The sequence below is a fragment of the Paracoccus subflavus genome, from assembly GCF_004310345.1.
Classification (GTDB): Bacteria; Pseudomonadota; Alphaproteobacteria; order Rhodobacterales; family Rhodobacteraceae; genus Paracoccus; species Paracoccus subflavus.
The window spans coordinates 134,594-154,497 of sequence record NZ_SISK01000005.1; the positions used below are offsets into that span (position 1 = coordinate 134,594).

General features: G+C 68.2%; 22 protein-coding genes. 9 read left to right on the forward strand and 13 right to left on the reverse strand.

Annotated features, from left to right (window positions below):
- Window positions 1–8: 8 nt before the first annotated feature.
- A complete protein-coding gene (locus tag EYE42_RS08580; RefSeq protein WP_130990905.1) occupies window positions 9–1,331 on the reverse strand; it encodes an ActS/PrrB/RegB family redox-sensitive histidine kinase in 1,323 nt (440 codons plus the stop codon).
- Window positions 1,332–1,411: 80 nt separating this feature from the next.
- Here EYE42_RS08580 and EYE42_RS08585 point away from each other — a divergent pair, with 80 nt between their 5' ends.
- From EYE42_RS08585 to EYE42_RS08595, 3 genes are all read left to right on the forward strand, one after another.
- The gene (locus tag EYE42_RS08585) at window positions 1,412–2,038 is read left to right on the forward strand and encodes an SCO family protein (protein ID WP_130990906.1); all 627 of its coding nucleotides are present in this window, start codon (window positions 1,412–1,414) and stop codon (window positions 2,036–2,038) included.
- An 81-nt stretch (window positions 2,039–2,119) separates the two neighbouring features.
- Entirely contained in the window at window positions 2,120–2,680 is a 561-nt protein-coding gene (locus EYE42_RS08590) for an ActR/PrrA/RegA family redox response regulator transcription factor (RefSeq protein ID WP_130990907.1), read from the forward strand.
- 79 nt (window positions 2,681–2,759) lie between these two features.
- Window positions 2,760–3,071 (forward strand): H-NS histone family protein, encoded by a 312-nt coding sequence (locus EYE42_RS08595; RefSeq protein WP_130990908.1) that lies wholly within the window; start codon window positions 2,760–2,762, stop codon window positions 3,069–3,071.
- A gap of 42 nt (window positions 3,072–3,113) precedes the next feature.
- On the opposite strand, the gene EYE42_RS08600 is transcribed toward EYE42_RS08595, so the two are convergent.
- From EYE42_RS08600 to EYE42_RS08610, 3 genes are read right to left on the reverse strand one after another with little or no spacing between them, the layout of a single operon-like run.
- Window positions 3,114–3,722, reverse strand: coding sequence for an HD domain-containing protein (locus EYE42_RS08600; RefSeq protein WP_130990909.1), 609 nt, complete (start codon window positions 3,720–3,722; stop codon window positions 3,114–3,116).
- A 6-nt stretch (window positions 3,723–3,728) separates the two neighbouring features.
- A complete protein-coding gene (secB, locus tag EYE42_RS08605; RefSeq protein WP_130990910.1) occupies window positions 3,729–4,247 on the reverse strand; it encodes a protein-export chaperone SecB in 519 nt (172 codons plus the stop codon).
- A 57-nt stretch (window positions 4,248–4,304) separates the two neighbouring features.
- On the reverse strand, window positions 4,305–4,856 hold the full coding sequence (locus EYE42_RS08610; RefSeq protein ID WP_130990911.1) for an FxsA family protein: 552 nt from the start codon (window positions 4,854–4,856) through the stop codon (window positions 4,305–4,307).
- Between the two features lie 105 nt (window positions 4,857–4,961).
- On the opposite strand from EYE42_RS08610, the gene EYE42_RS08615 reads away from it, so the two are divergent.
- Both EYE42_RS08615 and EYE42_RS08620 read left to right on the forward strand, forming a co-directional pair.
- The gene (locus EYE42_RS08615; RefSeq protein WP_130990912.1) at window positions 4,962–5,618 is read left to right on the forward strand and encodes a Tim44/TimA family putative adaptor protein; all 657 of its coding nucleotides are present in this window, start codon (window positions 4,962–4,964) and stop codon (window positions 5,616–5,618) included.
- 1 nt (window position 5,619) lies between these two features.
- Window positions 5,620–6,204: a Smr/MutS family protein gene (locus EYE42_RS08620; RefSeq protein ID WP_130990913.1), complete on the forward strand. Its 585-nt coding sequence runs from the start codon at window positions 5,620–5,622 to the stop codon at window positions 6,202–6,204.
- 88 nt (window positions 6,205–6,292) lie between these two features.
- Here the strand turns inward: EYE42_RS08620 and EYE42_RS08625 are convergent, their stop codons facing one another.
- Entirely contained in the window at window positions 6,293–6,472 is a 180-nt protein-coding gene (locus EYE42_RS08625; protein WP_130990914.1) for a PLD nuclease N-terminal domain-containing protein, read from the reverse strand.
- Between the two features lie 56 nt (window positions 6,473–6,528).
- A complete protein-coding gene (hslU, locus tag EYE42_RS08630; RefSeq protein ID WP_130990915.1) occupies window positions 6,529–7,836 on the reverse strand; it encodes an ATP-dependent protease ATPase subunit HslU in 1,308 nt (435 codons plus the stop codon).
- Between hslU and EYE42_RS08635 the strand changes: the two genes are divergently transcribed.
- The 3 genes from EYE42_RS08635 to EYE42_RS08645 all read left to right on the forward strand — a co-directional run bounded on the left by EYE42_RS08635 (window position 7,835) and on the right by EYE42_RS08645 (window position 9,112).
- On the forward strand, window positions 7,835–8,281 hold the full coding sequence (locus EYE42_RS08635; protein ID WP_211657910.1) for a BrnT family toxin: 447 nt from the start codon (window positions 7,835–7,837) through the stop codon (window positions 8,279–8,281). The two genes, hslU and EYE42_RS08635, sit on opposite strands and share 2 nt — an antisense overlap.
- Entirely contained in the window at window positions 8,265–8,504 is a 240-nt protein-coding gene (locus EYE42_RS08640) for a BrnA antitoxin family protein (protein ID WP_246020668.1), read from the forward strand. Before EYE42_RS08635 ends, EYE42_RS08640 begins: the two co-directional genes overlap by 17 nt.
- Before the next feature lie 116 nt (window positions 8,505–8,620).
- The gene (locus tag EYE42_RS08645) at window positions 8,621–9,112 is read left to right on the forward strand and encodes a pyridoxamine 5'-phosphate oxidase family protein (RefSeq protein ID WP_130990917.1); all 492 of its coding nucleotides are present in this window, start codon (window positions 8,621–8,623) and stop codon (window positions 9,110–9,112) included.
- Between the two features lie 68 nt (window positions 9,113–9,180).
- Here the strand turns inward: EYE42_RS08645 and EYE42_RS08650 are convergent, their stop codons facing one another.
- Window positions 9,181–9,714 carry a GNAT family N-acetyltransferase gene (locus tag EYE42_RS08650; protein WP_130990918.1) on the reverse strand — a complete coding sequence of 178 codons (534 nt, stop codon included), beginning with the start codon at window positions 9,712–9,714 and terminating at the stop codon, window positions 9,181–9,183.
- Between the two features lie 108 nt (window positions 9,715–9,822).
- On the opposite strand from EYE42_RS08650, the gene EYE42_RS08655 reads away from it, so the two are divergent.
- The gene (locus EYE42_RS08655) at window positions 9,823–10,437 is read left to right on the forward strand and encodes a WYL domain-containing protein (protein ID WP_130990919.1); all 615 of its coding nucleotides are present in this window, start codon (window positions 9,823–9,825) and stop codon (window positions 10,435–10,437) included.
- Between the two features lie 28 nt (window positions 10,438–10,465).
- On the opposite strand, the gene hslV is transcribed toward EYE42_RS08655, so the two are convergent.
- From hslV to tsaE, 6 genes are all read right to left on the reverse strand, one after another.
- Entirely contained in the window at window positions 10,466–11,023 is a 558-nt protein-coding gene (gene hslV / locus EYE42_RS08660) for an ATP-dependent protease subunit HslV (protein ID WP_130990920.1), read from the reverse strand.
- Between the two features lie 77 nt (window positions 11,024–11,100).
- Window positions 11,101–11,421: a thioredoxin gene (trxA, locus tag EYE42_RS08665; RefSeq protein ID WP_130990921.1), complete on the reverse strand. Its 321-nt coding sequence runs from the start codon at window positions 11,419–11,421 to the stop codon at window positions 11,101–11,103.
- 61 nt (window positions 11,422–11,482) lie between these two features.
- Window positions 11,483–14,884: a double-strand break repair helicase AddA gene (addA, locus tag EYE42_RS08670; protein ID WP_246020669.1), complete on the reverse strand. Its 3,402-nt coding sequence runs from the start codon at window positions 14,882–14,884 to the stop codon at window positions 11,483–11,485.
- The gene (addB, locus tag EYE42_RS08675) at window positions 14,877–17,822 is read right to left on the reverse strand and encodes a double-strand break repair protein AddB (RefSeq protein ID WP_130990922.1); all 2,946 of its coding nucleotides are present in this window, start codon (window positions 17,820–17,822) and stop codon (window positions 14,877–14,879) included. The genes addA and addB overlap by 8 nt, the downstream gene beginning before the upstream one ends.
- On the reverse strand, window positions 17,815–18,501 hold the full coding sequence (locus tag EYE42_RS08680; protein WP_246020670.1) for a nucleotidyltransferase family protein: 687 nt from the start codon (window positions 18,499–18,501) through the stop codon (window positions 17,815–17,817). The genes addB and EYE42_RS08680 overlap by 8 nt, the downstream gene beginning before the upstream one ends.
- Entirely contained in the window at window positions 18,489–19,871 is a 1,383-nt protein-coding gene (tsaE, locus tag EYE42_RS08685) for a tRNA (adenosine(37)-N6)-threonylcarbamoyltransferase complex ATPase subunit type 1 TsaE (RefSeq protein ID WP_130990923.1), read from the reverse strand. The genes EYE42_RS08680 and tsaE overlap by 13 nt, the downstream gene beginning before the upstream one ends.
- Between the last annotated feature and the right edge of the window lie 33 nt (window positions 19,872–19,904).

Consider the following 19,904-nt stretch of genomic DNA (forward strand, 5'->3'; position numbering starts at 1 on the left):
TTAAAAGATCAGATCGACTGTGCGGGATTCTGTCCCAGCGGCACGCGCGCATCGGCCACGATCCGGTCCAACGGCCAGCGCACCGTGACGACGGCACCCGGCCCGCCATTGGCAAAGCCCAGGCGCGCGCCCGACCGTTCCAGCAGGGTCTTGGCGATGAACAGGCCCAGCCCCATGCCATCGTAGCCTTCGCGCGCGGGGCCGCCCCGGCGGCCGATCAGATAGGCGTCGTCGATGCGCGCCAGCAGGGCGGGGGGATAGCCTGGGCCGTCGTCGCGGATCGTCACGCAGAGCGAGCCGTTGCCGATCTGCGAATCGATCACCACGCGGCTGGCTGCGAAATCCACGGCATTCTGGATCAGGTTGCGCAGCGCGTGGATGATGGCCGGGTCGCGGCGGATGGTCAGCCCGCCCGCCTTGATTTCCACCACCGGGCCGCGGCTGGCATGGGGTTCGGCCGCATCCTCCAGCACGGTCCTGAGCGGGGCCGTGCGCAGATGAAGGTCGTCCTTGCCCGCCCGGCCCATGCTGCGCAGGATGTCCGCGCAGCGCACGGCTGAATCGCGCAAGGCGATGGCATCGGCCTGCAGGTCCAGGCGATCCTCCAGTTCCTCGGCCAGTTCGGCCGCGATCAGCTTGATAGTGGCCAGGGGGGTGCCCATCTCGTGCGCGGCGGCGGCGACCACGCCGCCCAGATGCTGCAGCCGCTGTTCGCGCGCCAGCGCCATCTGGGTGGCGAACAACGCGTTCGATGTCGCCTGAAGCTCGATCGTGACGCGGTGCGCGTAGCCCGCAAAGAATACCACCCCGATCATCAGGGCGGTCCAGTGACCCAGGGCCAGGGTTGGCGCCATCACCAGTTCGCGCCCGCTGGCGTCGTGCAGGGGCAGCGCGAACAGCGACGCGGCCGAGATCACGGCCATGGTCGCCGCGCCCAGCAGCAGGGTCTTGCGCAGCGTCAGCGCCGTCGCGGCCACCGTGACCGGGACCAGCACCAGCAGCGCGAAGGGATTGGCCAGCCCCCCCGTCAGCGCCATCAGCGCCGAGATCTGGACCACGTCAAAGCTGAGCTGCACCACCGCGCGGCGGGCCGATGTCCGACGCGGGGGCCACAGGACCATCCAGATGTTCATGATGATCGCCGTCGCGATCAGCGCCAGCACGGGCTTCAGCGCGAACTGGATGCCCATGATCAGCGCCACCACCACCGCCGCCATCTGGCCGGCGATGGCGAACCAGCGCAGTTGCACCAGCGTGCGCATCCGGATCGGCTCGGCCTCGGGGGGGCGGGCGTGGCGGGCATCGGCCATGCTGAGAAGGGCTTCGGTCATGCGTCCCTGGTGCGGCATCGCGGACCTTGATACGCGCGGCGCGATGGGCGATCAATGCGCCGCGCAAAAAGGAGAACGTCATGGCAGACCGCAGGCTTCTGCTGATCGGATCGGTTGCGGCCCTGGCCATGCTGGCCGCGGGGGGGATCTTTCTGGCAACCCGCGGCGACGACCGGATCGCCGGTTGCGGCGCAAGCGCGATCGCGGGCGGCATGGACGGCTTTGGCACCGATTTCACCCTGACCCGCCAGGACGGCCAGCGCGTCACGGCCGAGCAGGTCTTTGCCAAGCCCTCGCTTTTGTATTTCGGCTATACCTTCTGCCCGGACGTGTGCCCGCTGGACAGCGCCCGCAACGCCGAAGCCGCGGCGATCCTGGCCGAGCAGGGCAGGGAGGTGCAGACCGTCTTCGTGACCATCGACCCCCGCCGCGACACCCCCGAGGTGCTGGCCGATTTCACCGGCCTGTTTCCCGGCGGCATGATCGCCCTGACCGGATCGGAGGAGGAGATCGCCGCCGTCAACAAGGGCTGGCGCAATTATTACAAGGCCCAGGATTCCGGGGATCAGGAATACTATCTGATGGATCACATGACCAACACCTATCTGGTGCTGCCGGGAAACCGGACGGTCGATTTCTTTGGCCGCGACGCCCCGCCCGAGGCCATGGCGGAACGCGTGGCCTGCATCCTGGATGCCAGCGTCTGAGAAGTGATTGCCCCCGGCCCGGCCTTGCGGCAGTCTGGCCGACAGCCAGGGTTGGATTGCCGTCAGGGCGGAAAGGTTGTCATGCAAGATCAAGCTCATGCCCCCAGGGGACCAGGGTCCGATCCCTCGCTGCTGCTGGTCGATGACGACGAGATCTTCGTGACGCGGCTGGCCCGCGCCATGGAAAAGCGCGGCTTTGTTTCGCGCACCGCCGTCAGCGTGGCCGATGCCCTGGCCCTGATCCGCGACAAGCCCCCGGCCTATGCCGTGATCGACCTGCGGCTCGAGGACGGCAACGGTCTTGACGTGGTCGAGGCGCTGCGCGATCTGCGCCCGGACGCCCGCATCATCGTTCTGACCGGATACGGAGCAATTGCCACGGCGGTCGCTGCCGTGAAGATGGGCGCGACGGATTACCTGGCCAAGCCGGCCGATGCCAATGACGTCACATCTGCGTTACTTTCGGATCGTGAAGCCCTGCCCCCGCCACCCGAAAATCCCATGTCGGCCGACCGCGTGCGATGGGAACATATTCAGCGGGTTTACGAACAATGCGATCGGAATGTCAGCGAAACGGCACGGCGACTGCATATGCACCGGCGAACGCTGCAGCGCATTCTTGCCAAACGAGGTCCGCGTTAATAAAAACCCATCTTGTAAGTTTATCTGTTTCAGATGATATTGCTTTTATCAATTCGATTTATTAACGGATGAACAGAAAATGACCATCGACCTGGACAAGATGACGCTCAAGGAATTGCGTGATCTTCGGGCAAAACTGGACCGTGCGATCAACTCGTACGAGGATCGCAAGCGCCGCGAGGCCCTGGCCGCGATCGAGGAGGCCGCGCGCGAGCATGGCTTCAACCTGGCAGAACTGACGGGCGGCAAGCCCCGAAGGATCGGAACGGTGCCGCCAAAATACATCAATCCCGAGGATCCCACGATGACCTGGACCGGACGCGGCCGCAAGCCGCGCTGGGTGCAGGACAGCCTTGAAGGCGGCAAGCAACTGGAAGACCTGCTGATCTGAGGCGGCTTTTTGAAACGGGCGCTTTTGGCAGGGCGGCCCGTTTCAGCGCCTTTCCTGGTTTTCGGCCATCAGCGCGTCGAAACGCTCCAGAAAGGCTGCGCGAACCTCGGCCGGGGGGCGCAGGCGCAGGTCCAGATCCGCAAGGATGGATTCGTCCCGCAGCGGGAACAGGCGCCGTGCCTCGGATCGCTCGAACCCGGCGATGCCCACCGCCTCCAGGCGCGCCGAAACGCGGTCGGCGGCCTTTATGCGGGCCTTTACCGGCTGGGGCAATACCGCGGGCAGGCCGAACCTGCGGTGGATTGCTGCTGCAAGCCGTTCGTCCATGCGGCCATATTCCGCGCCCAATGCCGATTTGACCGGGGAAATCATGTCGCCGATCACATATTCGGGCGCATCATGTAAAAGCGCGGCCAGACGCCACTTCATTTCGATGGCCGGATAAAGCCGGGCCAGAATATTCTCGACCAGCAGGGAATGCTCGGCGACGGAGTAAGGCCAGTCCCCCGCGGTCTGGCCATTCCAGCGCGCCACGAAGGCCAGACCGTGGGCGATATCGGTGATCTCGATGTCCAGCGGCGTCGGGTCCAGAAGGTCCAGACGCCGGCCCGACAGCATCCGCTGCCAGGCCCGGCGCGGTCGCGGCGCCATGTCGGATCAGGACAGCCGCTGGTCCGGGGCTGCGCCCGCCGCGCCCTGCGTCTGGGCCCGCCGGGCCAGTTCCTGGCGATACAGCGCCACGAAATCCACGGGGTCCATGTTGAAGGGCGGAAAGCCCCCGTCCCGCGTCACATCCGAAATGATGCGGCGCACAAAGGGAAACAGCATCCGCGGGCATTCGATCATCAGAAAGGGGTGCATCTGATCCTCGGGCACGCCCTCGATCAGGAACACCCCGCCATAGTCTAGTTCGGCCAGGAACAGCGTCGCCTTGTCGGACTTGTTGGTCGAGGTGACGCGGAACTTGGAAATCACCTCGTACTGGTTTTCCGTACCGCGCTTGCGGGCATCCAGGCTGACCTGGACCGTGATCTCGGGCTGGACCTCGCCCTGGGGGGCGCCCTTGGTGGCGACGGCATTTTCAAAGGACAGGTCGCGGATGTATTGCGCGAGAACCTGCATCCGCACCTGCGGGGCCGCTGGCGCCGCGCCGTTGGGGGTTGTTTCGTCGGCCATGGTCTTTCCTTGCAGCTTGCGATCTGGCCCGGCTTCTATCAGCCGCGGCCCGTCTTCTCAATGGCGGGTCCAGCCCGATCCGTCGTGGCGCGGGGGCACGGTCCTGTCGCCCATGCCGTTGTCGGCGTCGTCGTTGGGCAGGTCTGGGGGGACAGGCCGATCCCGCGGCAGATCGTCCTCGACCACGTAATCGGCGTCGATGACCCCCCCTGCATAAGGGGGGCGGTGCGCCTCGCGTCGGGCCGTGGCGACGGTGGTCCGCACCCGCATCCGCCGGCCCGCCCGCCGCATCAGCAGGTCGCGCACCGGGGGAATCAGCAGCAGCAGTCCAAGGCTGTCGGTCAGAAAGCCCGGCATGATCAGCAACAGCCCCGCGACCATCAGCATCATCCCATGGGCCAGCGGTCGCGACGGATCGCGGAGCTGCATCAGGCTGCGCTGCGCCTCCTGCCAGGCGTGGACACCCTGGCTGCGGATCACCGCGATCCCCAGCATCGCCGACAGCACCACCAGCCCCAGCGTGGCCCACAGCCCGATCAGGCCGCCCACCTGGATGAACAGCGCGATTTCGATGATCGGCAGGGCCGCGACCAGCCACAACAGCCACATGACATTTCCTTTCCGGGTCGGGGGATAACTGGACTTGCCCCGGCCCAATCCCTACATAATGACCCAGATCACGGATACCAGCCAAGTCGAGATGAGGCCAATCGCATGAACAACCCCTTGCTGCAGTTGCTTGTCCTGGCGGGGATCGCGATTTTCCTTATCCTGCGCCTGCGCAACGTGCTGGGTACACGCGACGGATACGAGCCGCCGCAGGTGGACTCGGCCGAACGTTCCCGCCCTCGTTTCGATGTGATCGAGGGAACGGCCAACGAGGCCGATCACGATATCCTGGATCATGCCGAGGCGGGCAGTTCCACGGCCAGTGCCCTGGCTGCCATGAAGGCCGCCGAGCCGTCGTTCGCCGTGGGAGAGTTCCTGACCGGCGCCAAGGCCGCCTACGAGATGATCCTGATGGCCTTCGAGCGGGGCGACCTGTCCGAGGTGCGGCCGTTTCTGGCCGAGCCCGTGGCCGAGGCGTTGCAGTCGGTCATCGATTCACGCATTGCCAACGGCCAGAAGGTCGAGGCGCAATATATCGGAACCCGCGACACCAGCCTGGCAGGCGCGGAGTTCGACCCTGTCACCGGCATCGGCGAGGTGTCCGTCCGCTTCGTGGGCGAACTGATCGCCGTCACCCGCGATGCCCAGGGCAACGTGGTCGAGGGTGATCCCAAGACCCCCCGCAAGCAGCGCGACACCTGGACCTTTGCCCGCCGCATGGGTCAGGACGACCCGAACTGGCAACTGGTCGCGACCGGCTGACATGGGCCGGCGCCGCCGGGGCCTGACCCCCGAGGATAGCGAACTGTGGTCGCGCGTGGCGCGCACCGCCATGCCCCTGCATCCCGAACGGCCCCGGCCGACCGAGTCCGAACCAAGGCCCGCCCCGAAACCCGGTCCCATCCGTCCAGCGGTCCCGGAATTCACCCTGGGCCAGTCGGCCCCCTCGCGGCCGGTCTCGGTGCCCGGCCCGTCCAGCCCGGCGCAGCGGCTGGCCCAGCAGCCCCTCCGCATGGATCACAAGGTCCACCGCCGCATGGCCCAGGGCAAGCTTCGGCCCGAGGCGCGGCTGGATCTGCATGGCATGACCCTGGCGGTGGCTCATCCGGTCCTGATCGGCTTTATCCTGTCCAGCCAGGCGCAGGGGCGACGGCTGGTTCTGGTGATCACCGGCAAGGGCCGGGGCGATCATGGCCCGCTGCCCACCCGGCCCGGCGCCTTGCGCCATCAGGTGCCGCATTGGCTGGGGATGCCGCCCCTTGCCTCGGTGGTCCAGCAGGTCACGGCTGCCCATTACCGCCATGGCGGGGATGGGGCATATTACGTCTATCTGCGTCGCTCAGGCTGAAATCCGGCGACTATCGCCACATCGGGGAACCCCGCCGGGCTGACATGCCGGAACGGTGCCTGTCGCCCTTGACGGGATCGATCCCCATCTATCGCCCGTAATTCGCCTTGGGCCCCATGAAGTACCACAGGATCAGGCCTACCACCGGCAGGATGGCGATCAGGGCGATCCACAGGATCTTGGTTCCCATCGTCGCATTCGCGTTGATGACCGAGGCGATTGCCCAGACATCCAGCACGAAGATGACGATTCCGAAAACATAACCCATGATCCGATCCCCCTTTGTCATGCCAGGCCAACCCGGAACCGGGCCGGCGGTTCCGGTTACAGGACGTAGCGCGACAGATCCGTGGACCGCGCCAGATCGCCCAGATGGCGCTCGACATAGGCGGCATCGACCTGAACCGCCTCGCCGCCCTTGTCGGGGGCGGTAAAGGACAGGTCCTCGAACACGCGTTCGATGACGGTGTACAGCCGGCGGGCGCCGATGTTTTCGACGGCGGCATTCACCTCGGCGGCGATGCGGGCCAGGGCGGCGATACCGTCGTCGGCAAAGGATACGGTCACGCCCTCGGTCGCCATCAGGGCGGTGTATTGCCGCGTCAGGGCATTGTCGGTTTCGGTCAGGATGCGGATGAAATCCTCTTCGGTCAGGGCGCGCAGTTCGACCCGGATCGGCAGGCGGCCCTGCAGTTCGGGCAACAGGTCGCTGGGCTTGGCGACGTGGAACGCGCCCGAGGCGATGAACAGGATATGGTCGGTCTTGACGGGGCCGTATTTGGTGCCGACGGTCGTGCCCTCGATCAGCGGCAGCAGGTCGCGCTGCACGCCCTCGCGGCTGATATCGCCGCCGCGCGCATCGGTGCGGGCGCAGACCTTGTCGATCTCGTCGATGAAGACGATGCCGTTCTGCTGCACGGCCTCAAGCGCGTCGGCCTTGACCGCATCGTCGTCCAGCAGCTTGTCGGCCTCTTCGGCGATCAGCAGGTCATAGCTTTCGGCAACCGTGATCTTTCGCCGCACCCGGCGCCCGCCGAACGCCTTCATCAGCCCCGACAGGTCCATCATGCCGCCCAGCGGCTGGCCCGGCTGGCCCGGAATTTCCATCGCGCCGAAGGGGTTCGAGGTGTCCTGCATCTCCAGTTCGATCACGGTGCCGTCCAGTTCGCCGCGCTTCAGCTTGTCGCGGAACATCTGGCGGGTGCCGTCGCGCGCGTCCTTGCCGGCCAGGGCCTCGATCACTCGGTCCTCGGCCGATTTGTGGGCGCGGGCCTTGACCGCCTCGCGCATCCGCTCGCGCGTGTCGATCATGGCCGCGTCGGTCAGGTCGCGGATGATCTGTTCCACGTCGCGCCCGACATAGCCCACCTCGGTGAACTTGGTGGCCTCGACCTTGATGAAGGGGGCGTTGGCCAGCTTGGCCAGTCGCCGGCTGATCTCGGTCTTGCCGACGCCGGTCGGGCCGATCATCAGGATGTTCTTGGGATAGACCTCGTCGCGCAGGTCGTCACCCAGTTGCTTGCGCCGCCAGCGGTTGCGCAGCGCCACGGCCACGGCGCGCTTGGCGTCCTTCTGGCCGATGATGAAGCGGTCCAGTTCAGAGACGATCTCGCGCGGGGTCAGGTCGGTCATGGGTCTGCCTTGGTTGGGTTCATCCGCAGATAAACAGTCGCGGCAGGGTTTTGAAGGGTTGCAAACTGTATCTACACATGTAGATATAACCCAAACAGGACTGGAGCCAGGAGGTGCTTATGATGCATTAACCAGCTTAGGAATAAGCACAATGTTCGCATGGGATGAGACTAAGCGTCTTGCGACCTTAAAGAAGCATGGCATCGATTTTATTGATGCAGTCGAAATCTTTGCCGATACTTATCTGAAACTTCCAGGAAAGGGTGATGCCGAGCGACGTTACATTGCCATCGGCATGCTGGGCGGGGCCCATATTGCGGTCGTTTATACGGTCCGGAACGGTATGATCCGCCTCATAACTGCTCGGAGGGCACGGAGAGATGAACGAAAAGATTTCAGGGCCTTATACTCTGGCGGAAATCCGGCGGATGAAGGGCAGGACTGACTGGGACCGCCTTGCCCGCGAAGGCGATTTCGAGGGCGAGGATGAGGACGATTTCGAGGTGGACTGGTCCACCGCGCGGCTTGTCATCCCCGAGCCCAAGAAAGCGGTATCGATCCGCATCGACCCGGATGTGCTGGATTTCTTTCGCGCCCAGGGAAAGGGCTATCAGACGCGGATGAATGCGGTCCTGCGCGCCTATATGGAGGCCAAGAAAGCCGGCTAGGCCTTTCCTGCCTACGGCTTGTCCGGCCGCCCTGCGGCATCGCGCCGCCCCGGCAGCCCCGGAACAAACCCCTTGGCATCACGTTGCCTTGCGCAACGCGAACCGGAGGAATCGCTATGTCCACCCCCGAAGACCTGAAGGCCCGACTGTGGAAGGCGCTGCGGTCGGACATGACCGTAATGCTGGGACTGGTCGGCAGCGAACACGGTCATACCCGGCCCATGACCGCCGTGATCGAGAACGACGACAACGGCCCATTGTGGTTCTTCACGTCGAAAGACAGCGCGCTGGTGCAAAAGCTGGCCGGGGGCACGCAGGACGCCGGAGCCCATTTCGTGTCCAAAGGTCACGAACTCTGGGCCTCGATCGAGGGCACCCTGACCGAGCACACCGACCGCGCCGTGGTGGACCGGCTGTGGAACAGCCACATCGCTGCCTGGTACGAGGACGGCAGGGACGACCCCAAGCTGGCCCTGCTGCGGTTCGACCCCCGAAAGGCCGAGATCTGGAAGGACGGCTCCAGCTTGGTGGCGGGCATCATGACCACCCTGGGCCTCGCCGATCCCAAGGAAAGCTACAAGGACAACGTGGCGACCGTCCGGTTGTGACCGCTGTGTGATGACACCCGAGTGCCGGGCCCCGCGCCCGGGATTTGCACATCTGCCGGGCCTGCCCATCACCCGTCCGCCAGAGGTCGATCGTGATGCTGCATCAGCAGGCAACCGGGCGTCCGGCCCCGCAGCAAGGGGATCGGCCTGAATCCGGCCTTTTCATAAGCGCGGATGGCCCGGGCGTTGGCGGGATCGGGATCGATGACGATGGTCCGATATCCTTCGGCCCGCAGCATGGAGACAAAGGCCGCCAGGGCGCGCGATCCGATGTCCTGCGACAGCGATCCGGCAGGACCGATCGACAGATCGACCCCCACCGCATCGTCGGGCAGGTCCATCACCCAGGGCGCCTCGGTCAGCCAGGGTTCGACCCGCGCATCGGCGACGCGCCAGACCTGGATATAGCCCACGGGCCGGCCGTCCAGGGAAAACAGGAAAGGCCGCGTGCTGTCGCGGCCCCCAAGCATGTCGCGGAGATAGCCAAGTTCGGTCTCGACATCGGCGGCCCACCATTCGTGCCAATGGGGCTGTGCCATCCAGCCCGCCAGCAGGGGCAGGTCGGCTGCCGTCATGGGCGCAAGGGTGATGTCCTGTTTCATTTCTGCATCAAGGTAGGGGATTTTTGCATCATCCGGGATGAAAATCTGGAACGAATCGTCGGCCCGCGGCCTGGTGCGCGTTCCCATTTCATCAAAAGGACGAAAGCGATGCGACCCCGTGGCGATGCGCCCCCGACCCCCCTGCTGACAAGGCGTGCGCTTGGCGCCTGCCTGGCTGCCGGAACGGCCGCCATCAGCCTGGGCCATCGGGCGATCGCGGCGCCGGTCGGAGGGTCCACCATGGATCCGGGCCTGCGCGATGCCGCCTTGCGCGGGCTGGCTGTGGTCCAGTACCGGGGCGATCCGGTGGGTGCCGCCGCCGCCCGCGCCACGGCCCTGCGCCTGGCCGAGACGGACCCGGAAGGTGCGCTGCTGCTGCGGCTTTACCGCAAGCTGGACGTGCTGCCCTCGCAATCCTTCCGGGCCGACATGCCCCCGGCGGCCGAGGCCGACCTGCGCGCCCTGCACGAATCGATCCGCGACAGCAGGCCGGTGGGTTTCGGCTATACCGACCTGTCTGACCAGGTTTCGCAGCGCGTCGTGCTGCCGTTGGTGCTGGTCAATCCGCCGCAGGGGGTCAAGCTGCTGGCCTGGTGCCTGAAGGCCGAGGATTATCGGCAGTTCTTCGTCCGCGCCATGCAGGGCCTGATCCCGCAGGACGGCGATTTCACGGCCGAACGCATGGCGCTGCTGAAAGGACTGGCCGACAAGGAAGGCGTCTGACGCGGGCGGGGGCTGGGGGGGCGATCCTTCAGCCCCCGATCACCTCGACCGTCAGCTTGCCATTGGTATAGACGCAGATGTCCGCGGCAATCGCCATGGCCTTGCGGGCCACGGTTTCGGCGTCCAGGTCGGTGTCCATCAGGCCCCGCGCCGCAGCCAGCGCGAAATTGCCGCCCGATCCGATGGCGGCCACGTCGTGTTCGGGTTCCAGCACGTCGCCCGCGCCGGTCACGACATAGATGTCCTGTCCATCGGTGACGATCAGCATAGCTTCCAGGTTGCGCAGGTATTTGTCCATGCGCCAGTCCTTGGCCAGATCGACGCAGGCGCGCTGCAACTGGCCGGGCGCGGATTCCAGCTTTTTCTCCAGCCGCTCCAGCAGGGTGAAGGCGTCCGCCGTCGATCCGGCAAAGCCCACCACCACATCGCGCCCGCCCGGCGTCAGGCGGCGGACCTTGCGCGCCGTGCCCTTCATCACCGTCTGGCCCACGCTGACCTGACCGTCGCCCGCAACCACCACGCGACCGCCGCGCCGCACCGCCAGGATCGTGGTGCCGTGCCAGCCGGGAAATCTGTCATCCGCCATGGGGGTCTCCGTCGTTGCGGGTCAATGAAAAAGGGCGGCCAGCCCATGGCTGCCGCCCCCTGCCGAAAGCGGCGGGATCAGATCGATTCGTCGATCCAGCTTTTCAGCGCGGCCTTGGGGGCGGCGCCCATGCGGTTGGACACGACCTCTCCGTCCTTGAACATGAACAGCGCCGGGATGCCGCGCACGCCCAGGGCCGCGGCCTGTTCCTGGTTCTCGTCGATGTTGACCTTCACGATCTTGACCTTGCCCGCATATTCATTGGACAGTTCCTCCAGGGCGGGGCCGATCTGCTTGCAGGGGCCGCACCATTCCGCCCAGAAATCCACGATCACGGGGGTGTCGGACTGCCGGACCTCGGCGTCGAACTGGCTGTCGGTGACGGCTTTGGTGGCCATGGGATCGCTCCTTCCAGGGATGATTGCCGGCAGGCTGCGGCAAAAGGACTGTGTCCAACAGCTATGAAGCCAGGGCCCTGGGGTCAAGGGCAGCCATGGCGCGGTCCAGGACCGGGTCGGGGATGGTCATCAGGCTGCGGGCCACGGTCCACAGGATCGCCACCGCGACCGGGCGGTCCGGCCAGATCATCCGCAGCGCCGCGCGATAGGCCGCCATCTGGCGCAGGATGCCCTCGGGCGTATCCTCGGGGCGGTCGGGAACGACCGCGTTCGACTTGTAGTCAACGGCCAGCACCCGGTCGGGGGCAACGATCAGGCGATCAATGCTGCCATGGACCGGGCCGATGCCCGGCAGGGGGGCCGTCAGCGCCACCTCGGCCAGAACCTGGGCCGAAGGGTCGGGGGTCATCACATGGGCCAGGCCGGGGGCATTGATGACAGCCCCGGCCTCGGCCATCAGGCTGGCCAGCTCGTCCGCGTCGGGCAGGCCACCCTCGGCCCCCGACAGGATCGCGCGGGCAAGGCGCGGCCAGTCGGCGGGGGGCTGGTGGGGCAGCCGTTCCAGCAGAAGATGCAGCCGCGTGCCGTAAAGCATGGCGGCCGCGGGGTCCGAATCCCCGGCCGAAGCGCCGATCACCTTGGCCCCGCCCAGGGCGGTCGCGGCGATCGCATCCTGCCGCGGCGGCGGCGGCGGGGCAGGGCGGCTGGCCCATTCGGGCGGGCGAACGGACAGGGGAAGGCTGGCCTCGGCCCTGGTTTCGGCCGCGACCTTCTGATCGGGCCAGATGCCGAAGGACAGCCGGTGCGCGGTGCCGATCCCCTCGATCTCGACGGTGCTGCGATTCAGCGCGCAGCGCTCCGCCCCGCCCGAGATCATGGAATGCCAGGATTCCAGCCCGTTGCCCGTATCGCCCGCCGCCGCCACGATCAGCCAGCTTTCGGCCCGCGTCATGGCGACATACAGCAGGCGGCGGCGCTCCTCCTCGGCGCGGCGCTCGTGGTCGCGCACGGCCTGGGCCACGGGGTCGGGGCGGTCGCCCGCGGGCCCGCGCCAGGCGGGCAGGCCGTCCAGCCGGATGGTCTGCTGGCCGCGCCCCGGCCTGCGGCACCGGGTTTCGGGCAGGATCACCACCGGGCTTTCCAGTCCCTTGGACCCGTGCACCGTCATCACCCGGATCAGGCCGTTGGCACCGCCCGGCATCTGCCGCTTGACCTGCACGTCGTCGCTGCCCAGCCAGACCAGGAACCCCGTCAGCGACGGCGTTTCCACCCGGTCATAGGCCAAGGCCTGCGACAGCAGTTCGTCGATGCCGTCCTCGGCCTCGGGGCCAAGGCGGGCCAGCAGCGCGGCGCGGCCCCCATGGCGCACCAGCAGGCGCGAGATCAGGTCGTAAGGGCGCAGGTGGTCGGCCTGGGTCAGCAGGTCATACAGGATCTCGAAGGCCGGGCGATGGCGCGGCGATTCCCGCAACCGCTGCCACAGGGTCTGCTGCCCCCGGCCCGCGGCCAGGCGGTACAGGTCGTCCTCGGACACTCCGCAGATCGGCGATTTCAGCACGCCGGCCAAGCACAGGTCATCCTCGGGGGTCGAGGCCACGGACAGCGCGGCGGTGATGTCGCGCACCGCCAGTTCGGCCGCCAGCTTCAGCCGGTCGGCCCCCGCCACGGGCAGGTTCGCGGCCTTGAGTTCGCGGATAAGGTTGTCGAACAGCCCCGCCCGCCGCTGCACGAGGATCTGGATGTCGCCCGGCCCGATGGCCCTGACCCGGCCCGACCGGGCATCGGTGATGGGCGTGCCGATCATCGCCCGGACCTGGCGCGCCACGGCACGGGCAAGCTGGGTGTCGGCGGCGTTCTCGGCCGGTGCGTCCACGGGGCGCGTCCAGTCGCCGTGGTCGGGATCGGGCGGCTCGGGCAGGGGCGGCCAGATGTCAACGCGGCCCGGCATGTCGGCGCGAAAGGCGATGTGGCAGGGCGGATCGCCCAGTCCCTGCGCCGCGTCGCCCTGAAACACGGTATCGACCAGCGACAGGATCGCGGGCGAGGACCGGAAGGAATGGGCCAGCCCGCGCTGCTGCATGGGCTGGCCGACATTGTCGAAGTCCTGCCGGAACCGGTCGCGCACGGATTCGAACACGGCGATGTCGGCGCCCTGAAAGGAATAGATCGACTGTTTCGGATCGCCCACCACGAACAGGGTGCGGGGCCGGTCATGCGCCCCCTGACCGCTGGTGAATTCATCGGTCAGCCGCCGGATCACCCGCCACTGGTCGGGGCTTGTGTCCTGCGCCTCATCGACCAGGATATGGTCGATGCCGCCGTCCAGCCGCCACAGCACCCACTGCGCCATGCTGGATTCTTCCAGCAGGTCGGCGGTGCGGCGGATCAGGTCGTCGAAATCCAGCCAGCCATGGGTCGCCTTCTGGATCGCCAGCCGCCGGGTGAAGTCATGGGCAAAGCGGTGCAGCGCCAGTGTCTTTCGGGCCAGCCCAAGGCCCAGGGACAGGGGCCGGGCCTCGGCCACGCGTTCCATCAGGGCTTCCAGATCGGCCATGAAGGCGGCGCAGGGGCCTTGGCGCAGCGCCTTGGTGGGGATCGCGCCGATCTTGGGACCGAAGGGCACGCGGGCGGTGGGGCCGAACAGCACGCATTTGCACAGCAGATGCAGGTCCGGCAGGCCGGGACTGCGCCAGTTGCCGCGCGAAAGCTGTTCGGCCAGTTTCGCATCCGTCGTCCCGCCGCGGCCCAGAAAGGGGATCAGGGCCGCGAACAGATCCGCCTCGTCCCCCAGAAAGGTCCGGGCCAGCAGGGCGGGCTCGTCAAGGTCCGGGGGCAGGCCCATGGCCCGCCAGATCGGCGCGGGGTCGGGTTCGCGGGGGAAATCGGCCTCGGACAGGCCCGACAGGAAGGCATCCAGATTGTCGCCCGAAACCAGCCCGGTCAGGTCGCGGATTGCCGCGTGGCCTTGGGCCGCCATGGTCTCGACGATCTCGGCGCGCAGCGCGCGGGCCGATCGGTCGTCCAGTTCCATGAACCCCATCGGCACCCCGGCCTCCAGCGGGAATCGCCGCAAGAGCGCCGCGCAGAAGCTGTGGATGGTCTGCACCTTCAGCCCGCCCGGCGTCTCGATGGCGCGGGCGAACAGGCGGCGGGCATTGGCCAGGTCCGGGGGGGGCATCGCGGCATCGACCCCTTCGCCCAGGTCCGCCAGTTCGCGCCGCAGGTCGGGTTCGGGCAGCATCGCCCACTGGCCCAGGCGGCGCAGCAGGCGGTTCTGCATCTCGGTCGCGGCGGCCTTGGTATAGGTCAGGCACAGGATGCGTTCGGGGGCCGTGCCCGCCAGCAGCAGGCGCGCCACCCGGTCGGTCAGCACGCGGGTCTTGCCCGACCCGGCATTGGCCGTCAGCCAGGTGGACCGGGCAGGATCGGCCGCGGCGATCTGGTTGAGGCTGGCTTCATCCATGGTCCCCGACCCTTTCCGGCTGCGGCGCATCGGCCAGCGACCATTCCCCGTATCGCGCCAGATGGTCGTAGTCGCCCGCATAGCCCATCTGTTCGGGCGCCCGCATGGCGGTAAAGCCGATCCCGCCCGACAGGTAAGCCGCGATCAGCCGCACGAAGCCGTCCCAGTTTTCGGATTCCAGCCCGGGGGAATAATCGCGGGAATGGGTCTCGCCCTCGCCGCCCAGATGGATATAGCGGATGCCTGCCACCTCGGCCGGGCCGATCGCGTCGAACCCGCCGCGCCGCGCCATCGCCGCCTCGAGGATCAACTGCTTGTCAAAGGACGCCATCTGACGGTCGGTGGGCGGCTTGCCGGACTTGTAGTCATAGATCACCACCCGGCCATCGCCCAGAAGGTCGATCCGGTCGGGACGGGCGGTCAGCACGAAATCCATTCCCGGCAGCGCGACACGGCCGCGCTTTTCCACGACCACCGGGCGCCCCTCGGCCAGGCGGGCCAGTTCGTCCGCGCAGATCCGGTCGGCGATGCGCTCCATCCGCGCGGCCCAGAAGGCGCGGGCGGCGGGCCAGGGAACCTCGCGCGACAGCACATCGGCGGTCATGGACAGGAACCGTGCCTTCAGAACCTCGGGCGGGGTGTCGGGCGCGGGATTCGAGGCGATCAGCGATTCCATGATGGAATGCAGCGTCTGGCCGCGCAGCGCCGCGTCGGGTTCGGGCCGCAGCGGCGGCAGCGGGCGCAGGCCCAGGACGCGCTTGGCATAAACCGCGTAAGGATCGCGGATCAGCAGCGAGACATCGGTGACGGGCAATTCCCGGAACGGCGGCCCCGGCGGAATGGGCGAGGGGCGGGCCGCGGGCCGCACCGGGCCGGACGGGCGCGACAAGGCCGCCGCACGGGCCAGCCACAGGTCGCCCCGCGCGCGCATGGCCGCCAATGCCTCGGGGCCGCTGCGCTCGGGCAGGCCGTTCATCAGGTTGGTCAGCCGGTTCAGCCAGCGTGACGGGATCGTCTCGGCCTCGGCCTCGCGGCGCGACCGTGTCAGCACCACGCGCGGCAGTCCCATCGCCTGTTGGAAATCGTGGGCGGCAAGGCCGATCCGGCGTTCGGGCAGCGGCAGGCCCGCCGCCAGCCGCATGGGCCGCGACAGCCAGGGATCGGGCGTCAGGGCCTGCGGCCAGCCGCCTTCGTTCAGGCCGGACAGGATCACCACGCCGTCGCCGGCGATGCGCGCCTCGCGCGGGCCGCGGATGTGCAGGTAATGCGCCTCGCCGTCGATGCGCACCGACTGCCGGGACAGTTCGTCCAGCAGCAGGGCGCAGAATTCGATCGGGCTCAGCGCCGGGCCCTGGTCCGCGTGATCTTCCAGATGCTCGATGGTGGACCGCAGCAGCGTGCCGTCGCGGTCCTGCCACAGGCGCGAGGCCCCCGCATCGCCGCCCGGCCCGGCGGCCAGCGATTCGGCCAGCGCGACCAGATCGCGCAGCCGGTCGGCCAGGGGCCGGTCGGCGCGGTCGCGGGCCAGCGGCATGATCCGGTCCAGCAGGTCGGCCAGCCATTCGGCCCAGCGCTTGCGCAGCCCGTCGCCGCGCGCCGCCCAGTCGCGCAGGCATCGGCCGTCGGGAAAGGCCGGGCCGTTGCGGCGCAGCTCCAGTTCCAGCTCGCGCGCCATCAGCCGCGCCTCGTTGGCGCCGACCAGCGGCGATCCGGTGATCGTCAGCGGATGCTTCAGCAGCACCAGCAGCCGGTCGATGGTCAGGGGCTGGCCGAACAACGCGGCCACCTGACGCATGAACAGCCCCGGAGCGGTCAGCGACAGGGGCTGGCCCGCGCTTTCGTCGGGGCACAACCGCCAGCGGTCGAGCGCGGCGATGACGCGGCGGATCAGGCTGCCGTCTGCGGCAATCAGCGTCGCGGGTTCGTGCCGTTCGGCGGCGTCGCGCAGCAGCAGGGCGATCACCCCGGCCTCCTCGCCCGGCTGCTCGGCCTCGATCAGGGTCAGGTCGCGGGTGGGGTCCGTCAGGTCGGGCAGGCGCGGACCCTCGGCGATCCACTGGTCCGTGACCGGCGCGGGCCGCAGCGCCAGCGCAACCAGGCGGTTGCGGTCAGGCACCGGCGGGGGGGTGTCGGTCCAGCGGGCCGGACGGCCCAGCGCATGGATCAGAGGGGCGAACCGGGCCTGCGGGTGATCCTCGAGCCCCGCGTCCAGGCTGTCCCAGACCGATTGCGGCTGGTCGAAATCGAACCCCGGCAGCACCACCGCCCCTTCGGGCAGGCGGGCCACCGCCTCCATGAACAGCCGGGTGGCGCCGTGCGATCCGGTCGATCCCGCGACGATCACCGGGCCGTCCGGCAGGTCGATGCCCCGTCCCCAGTCTTGGCTCAGGGTCTCGGCGGCCAGACGCTGGCGCGCGGCGCGGTCCACAGGCAGACCGTTCAGGTGCAACCCTGCCGCGATGCGCAGAAAGGCCAGGGCATTCTGCCAGTGGCGGGCGTGATCGCCGGTGTCGATGCCTTCCAGCGCCTCGGGGCCCAGCCCTTCGTACTGCATTTCCTGCATCAGTTCGGCCAGCGACCGGGCCAGGCTGGCGATGGAATGGCCCGCCGCCAGGTCGCGCCGCGCATCCAGCAGCTTGGCCACCAGCCGCGCCAGTTGCAGCCGCCGGGCCAGGGGTGCGGATTCCGGCAGGTCGGCCAGCGCGGGGATGTCCAGGTTCGTGACCGGCAAAAGGCGTGGCAGCAGCAGCGGTCCGCGCTTGTCGAAGGCGCATTTCATTTCGGCCAGGGTGCGGGTGGCATTGGCATAGATGGTGACCCGGGCCATCGCCTCGGGGGGGCGGCCCGCCATGCGGTCCAGAAACCCCGCCACGAATTCGCCCGCGAAATCCGCGCCGGGCGGCAGGGCATAAAGGCCGCGGAACGGGGGTTCAGCCATGCAGCATCCCCTCGGCCAGGGGGATCGCGGCAGGATAGCCCACGTCGCACCAGCCGCCGGGATGGACGATGCCATGGGCGCGGCCCTGTGCGATCAGCAGATCCCACAGCCGGTTCAGCGAAAACACCCGGTCGGGGATATCCGCCAGCCGGTCGGGGCGGACGATCTGCGCGCCGCCATAAACCAGATCGCCCCCCCGCGCGATCCGGCCCGCGCCGTCCAGGGAAAAATCCCCCGCCCCCTGCCGCGCCGTGGCCCGATCCAGCGGCACCAGCATCAGCAGAACGTCCATGTCGTCGCGCCATGCCGCATTCAGCGCGGCCAGCGGGTTCGGCCCGGTCCAGACCACGTCGGGATTCAGCGTCATCACCGGGCCGGATTTGTCTTTCGGCCCCCGCCCCAGCAGCGGCAGCGCCTGTCGCAACCCGCCCCCGGTGTCCAGGATCGTGCCCTGCTCATCGCTGATCGCCACGTTCCGGCCCGCCAGATGCGCGGCGATCCGGTTTCCCAGATGATGCGTGTTGACCACGACCGGTCCCGCCCCTGCGTCCCGGCCCAGATCCAGCGCGCGATCCAGCAGCGTTCGGCCCGCGACCGGGATCAGGGGCTTGGGCAAGGTGTCGGTCAAGGGCCGCATCCGGGTGCCCAGCCCGGCGGCAAAGATCATCAGCGGGCGCATCGGTCACGCAGGCTTTCGACAAGGGCGGCATCGGGGGCGGGAACAGCCGCCAGCACGGCGGCCAGCGGCGCCAGCGCCGGATGGGCCAGGTTGCGCTGCACGTATCCCCAGACGCGGGGCATGAAATCCAGATATCGCGGCTTGCCGTCGCGCAGGCACAGCCGGGCAAAGATTCCCAGGATGCGCAGGTTCCGCTGCGCCCCCAAGAGCGCATAGGCCGCGCGGAACCGGTCCGGGTCCAACCCGGTCGCGGCCAGATAACGGCCGATGCAGTCCGCTTCGATGGCGGGGTCCACGTCGCGGCGCGCGTCCTGCAGGGCCGACACCAGATCATAGGCCGGATGGCAGGCCACCGCGTCCTGATAGTCGATCAGGCCCAGGGGGGCGTCGCCGCGCCAGATGATGTTTTCGGCATGGAAATCGCGCAGCGCCAGCACGGGGGGCAGATCGGCGGCCAGCCGGGCGTGAAGCGCGGCGATCGGCGGCGCGATATCCGCGCCTTGCGGATACCACTCGGCAAACAGCCCAGACTGATCGGCCAGCACCGGTCCGTCCAGGGGGGCCACGAAATCCGGCACCGGGCGGCGGTGCAGATCGACCAGCAGGTCGGTGATCCGGGCATAGGCGCGGTGCGCCATGCCGGGGTCGCGGTCCAGAACGCGGGCGACCAGATCGTCGCCCAGATCCTGCACCAGCAGCAGCCCCGCCCCCTGATCCTGGGCCAGAATCGCGGGCGCCCCGAACCCGTGGCCGCGCAGCCAGCCCGTCATCGCCACGAATGGCTCGCAGGCCCGTGACGGATCGTCCATCAGCACCGCGCTGCCCTGCGTGCCGGTCAGCCGGAAATATCGCCGGGCCGAGGCGTCGCCCGCCAGCGGCCGCACCCGCGCATCACCCCAGCCCGCCCCCGCCACGAACGCCGCGCGCTGTGCGACGCGGGCCGCATCGGGCGCGATTAGCGTGATGGTGCGCAGATCCGGGTCGGCATGGGCGGCGATGGCAACGGTCATTGCCGTGTCCGGCAGGCGGTCCAGCCGGTCGGGCCATTCGATCAGGCAGATGGCGCTGTCCAACGCCTCGTCCAGCCCCAGTTCGGCCAGTTCCGATGGATCGGTCAGGCGATACAGGTCGGCGTGCCAGATCTCGGTGCCCAAGGGGTCGTCATAGGTCTGGACCAGGGTGAAGGTCGGGCTGGGCACGTCCTCGGCCCCCTGGCCCTGGCGCGCCCGGATGAAGGCGCGGGCGAAATGGCTCTTGCCCGCCCCCACCGGCCCGTCCAGCAGGATCGTGTCGCCGGGCCGGGCCGTGGCGGCCAGCATCCGCGCCAGGGCGGCGGTCAAGTCTTGGTCGGCAGTCAGGCGCGTCGTCATGGTCGTGTTCTAGCGGCTTCGAGGGGCGGGGGG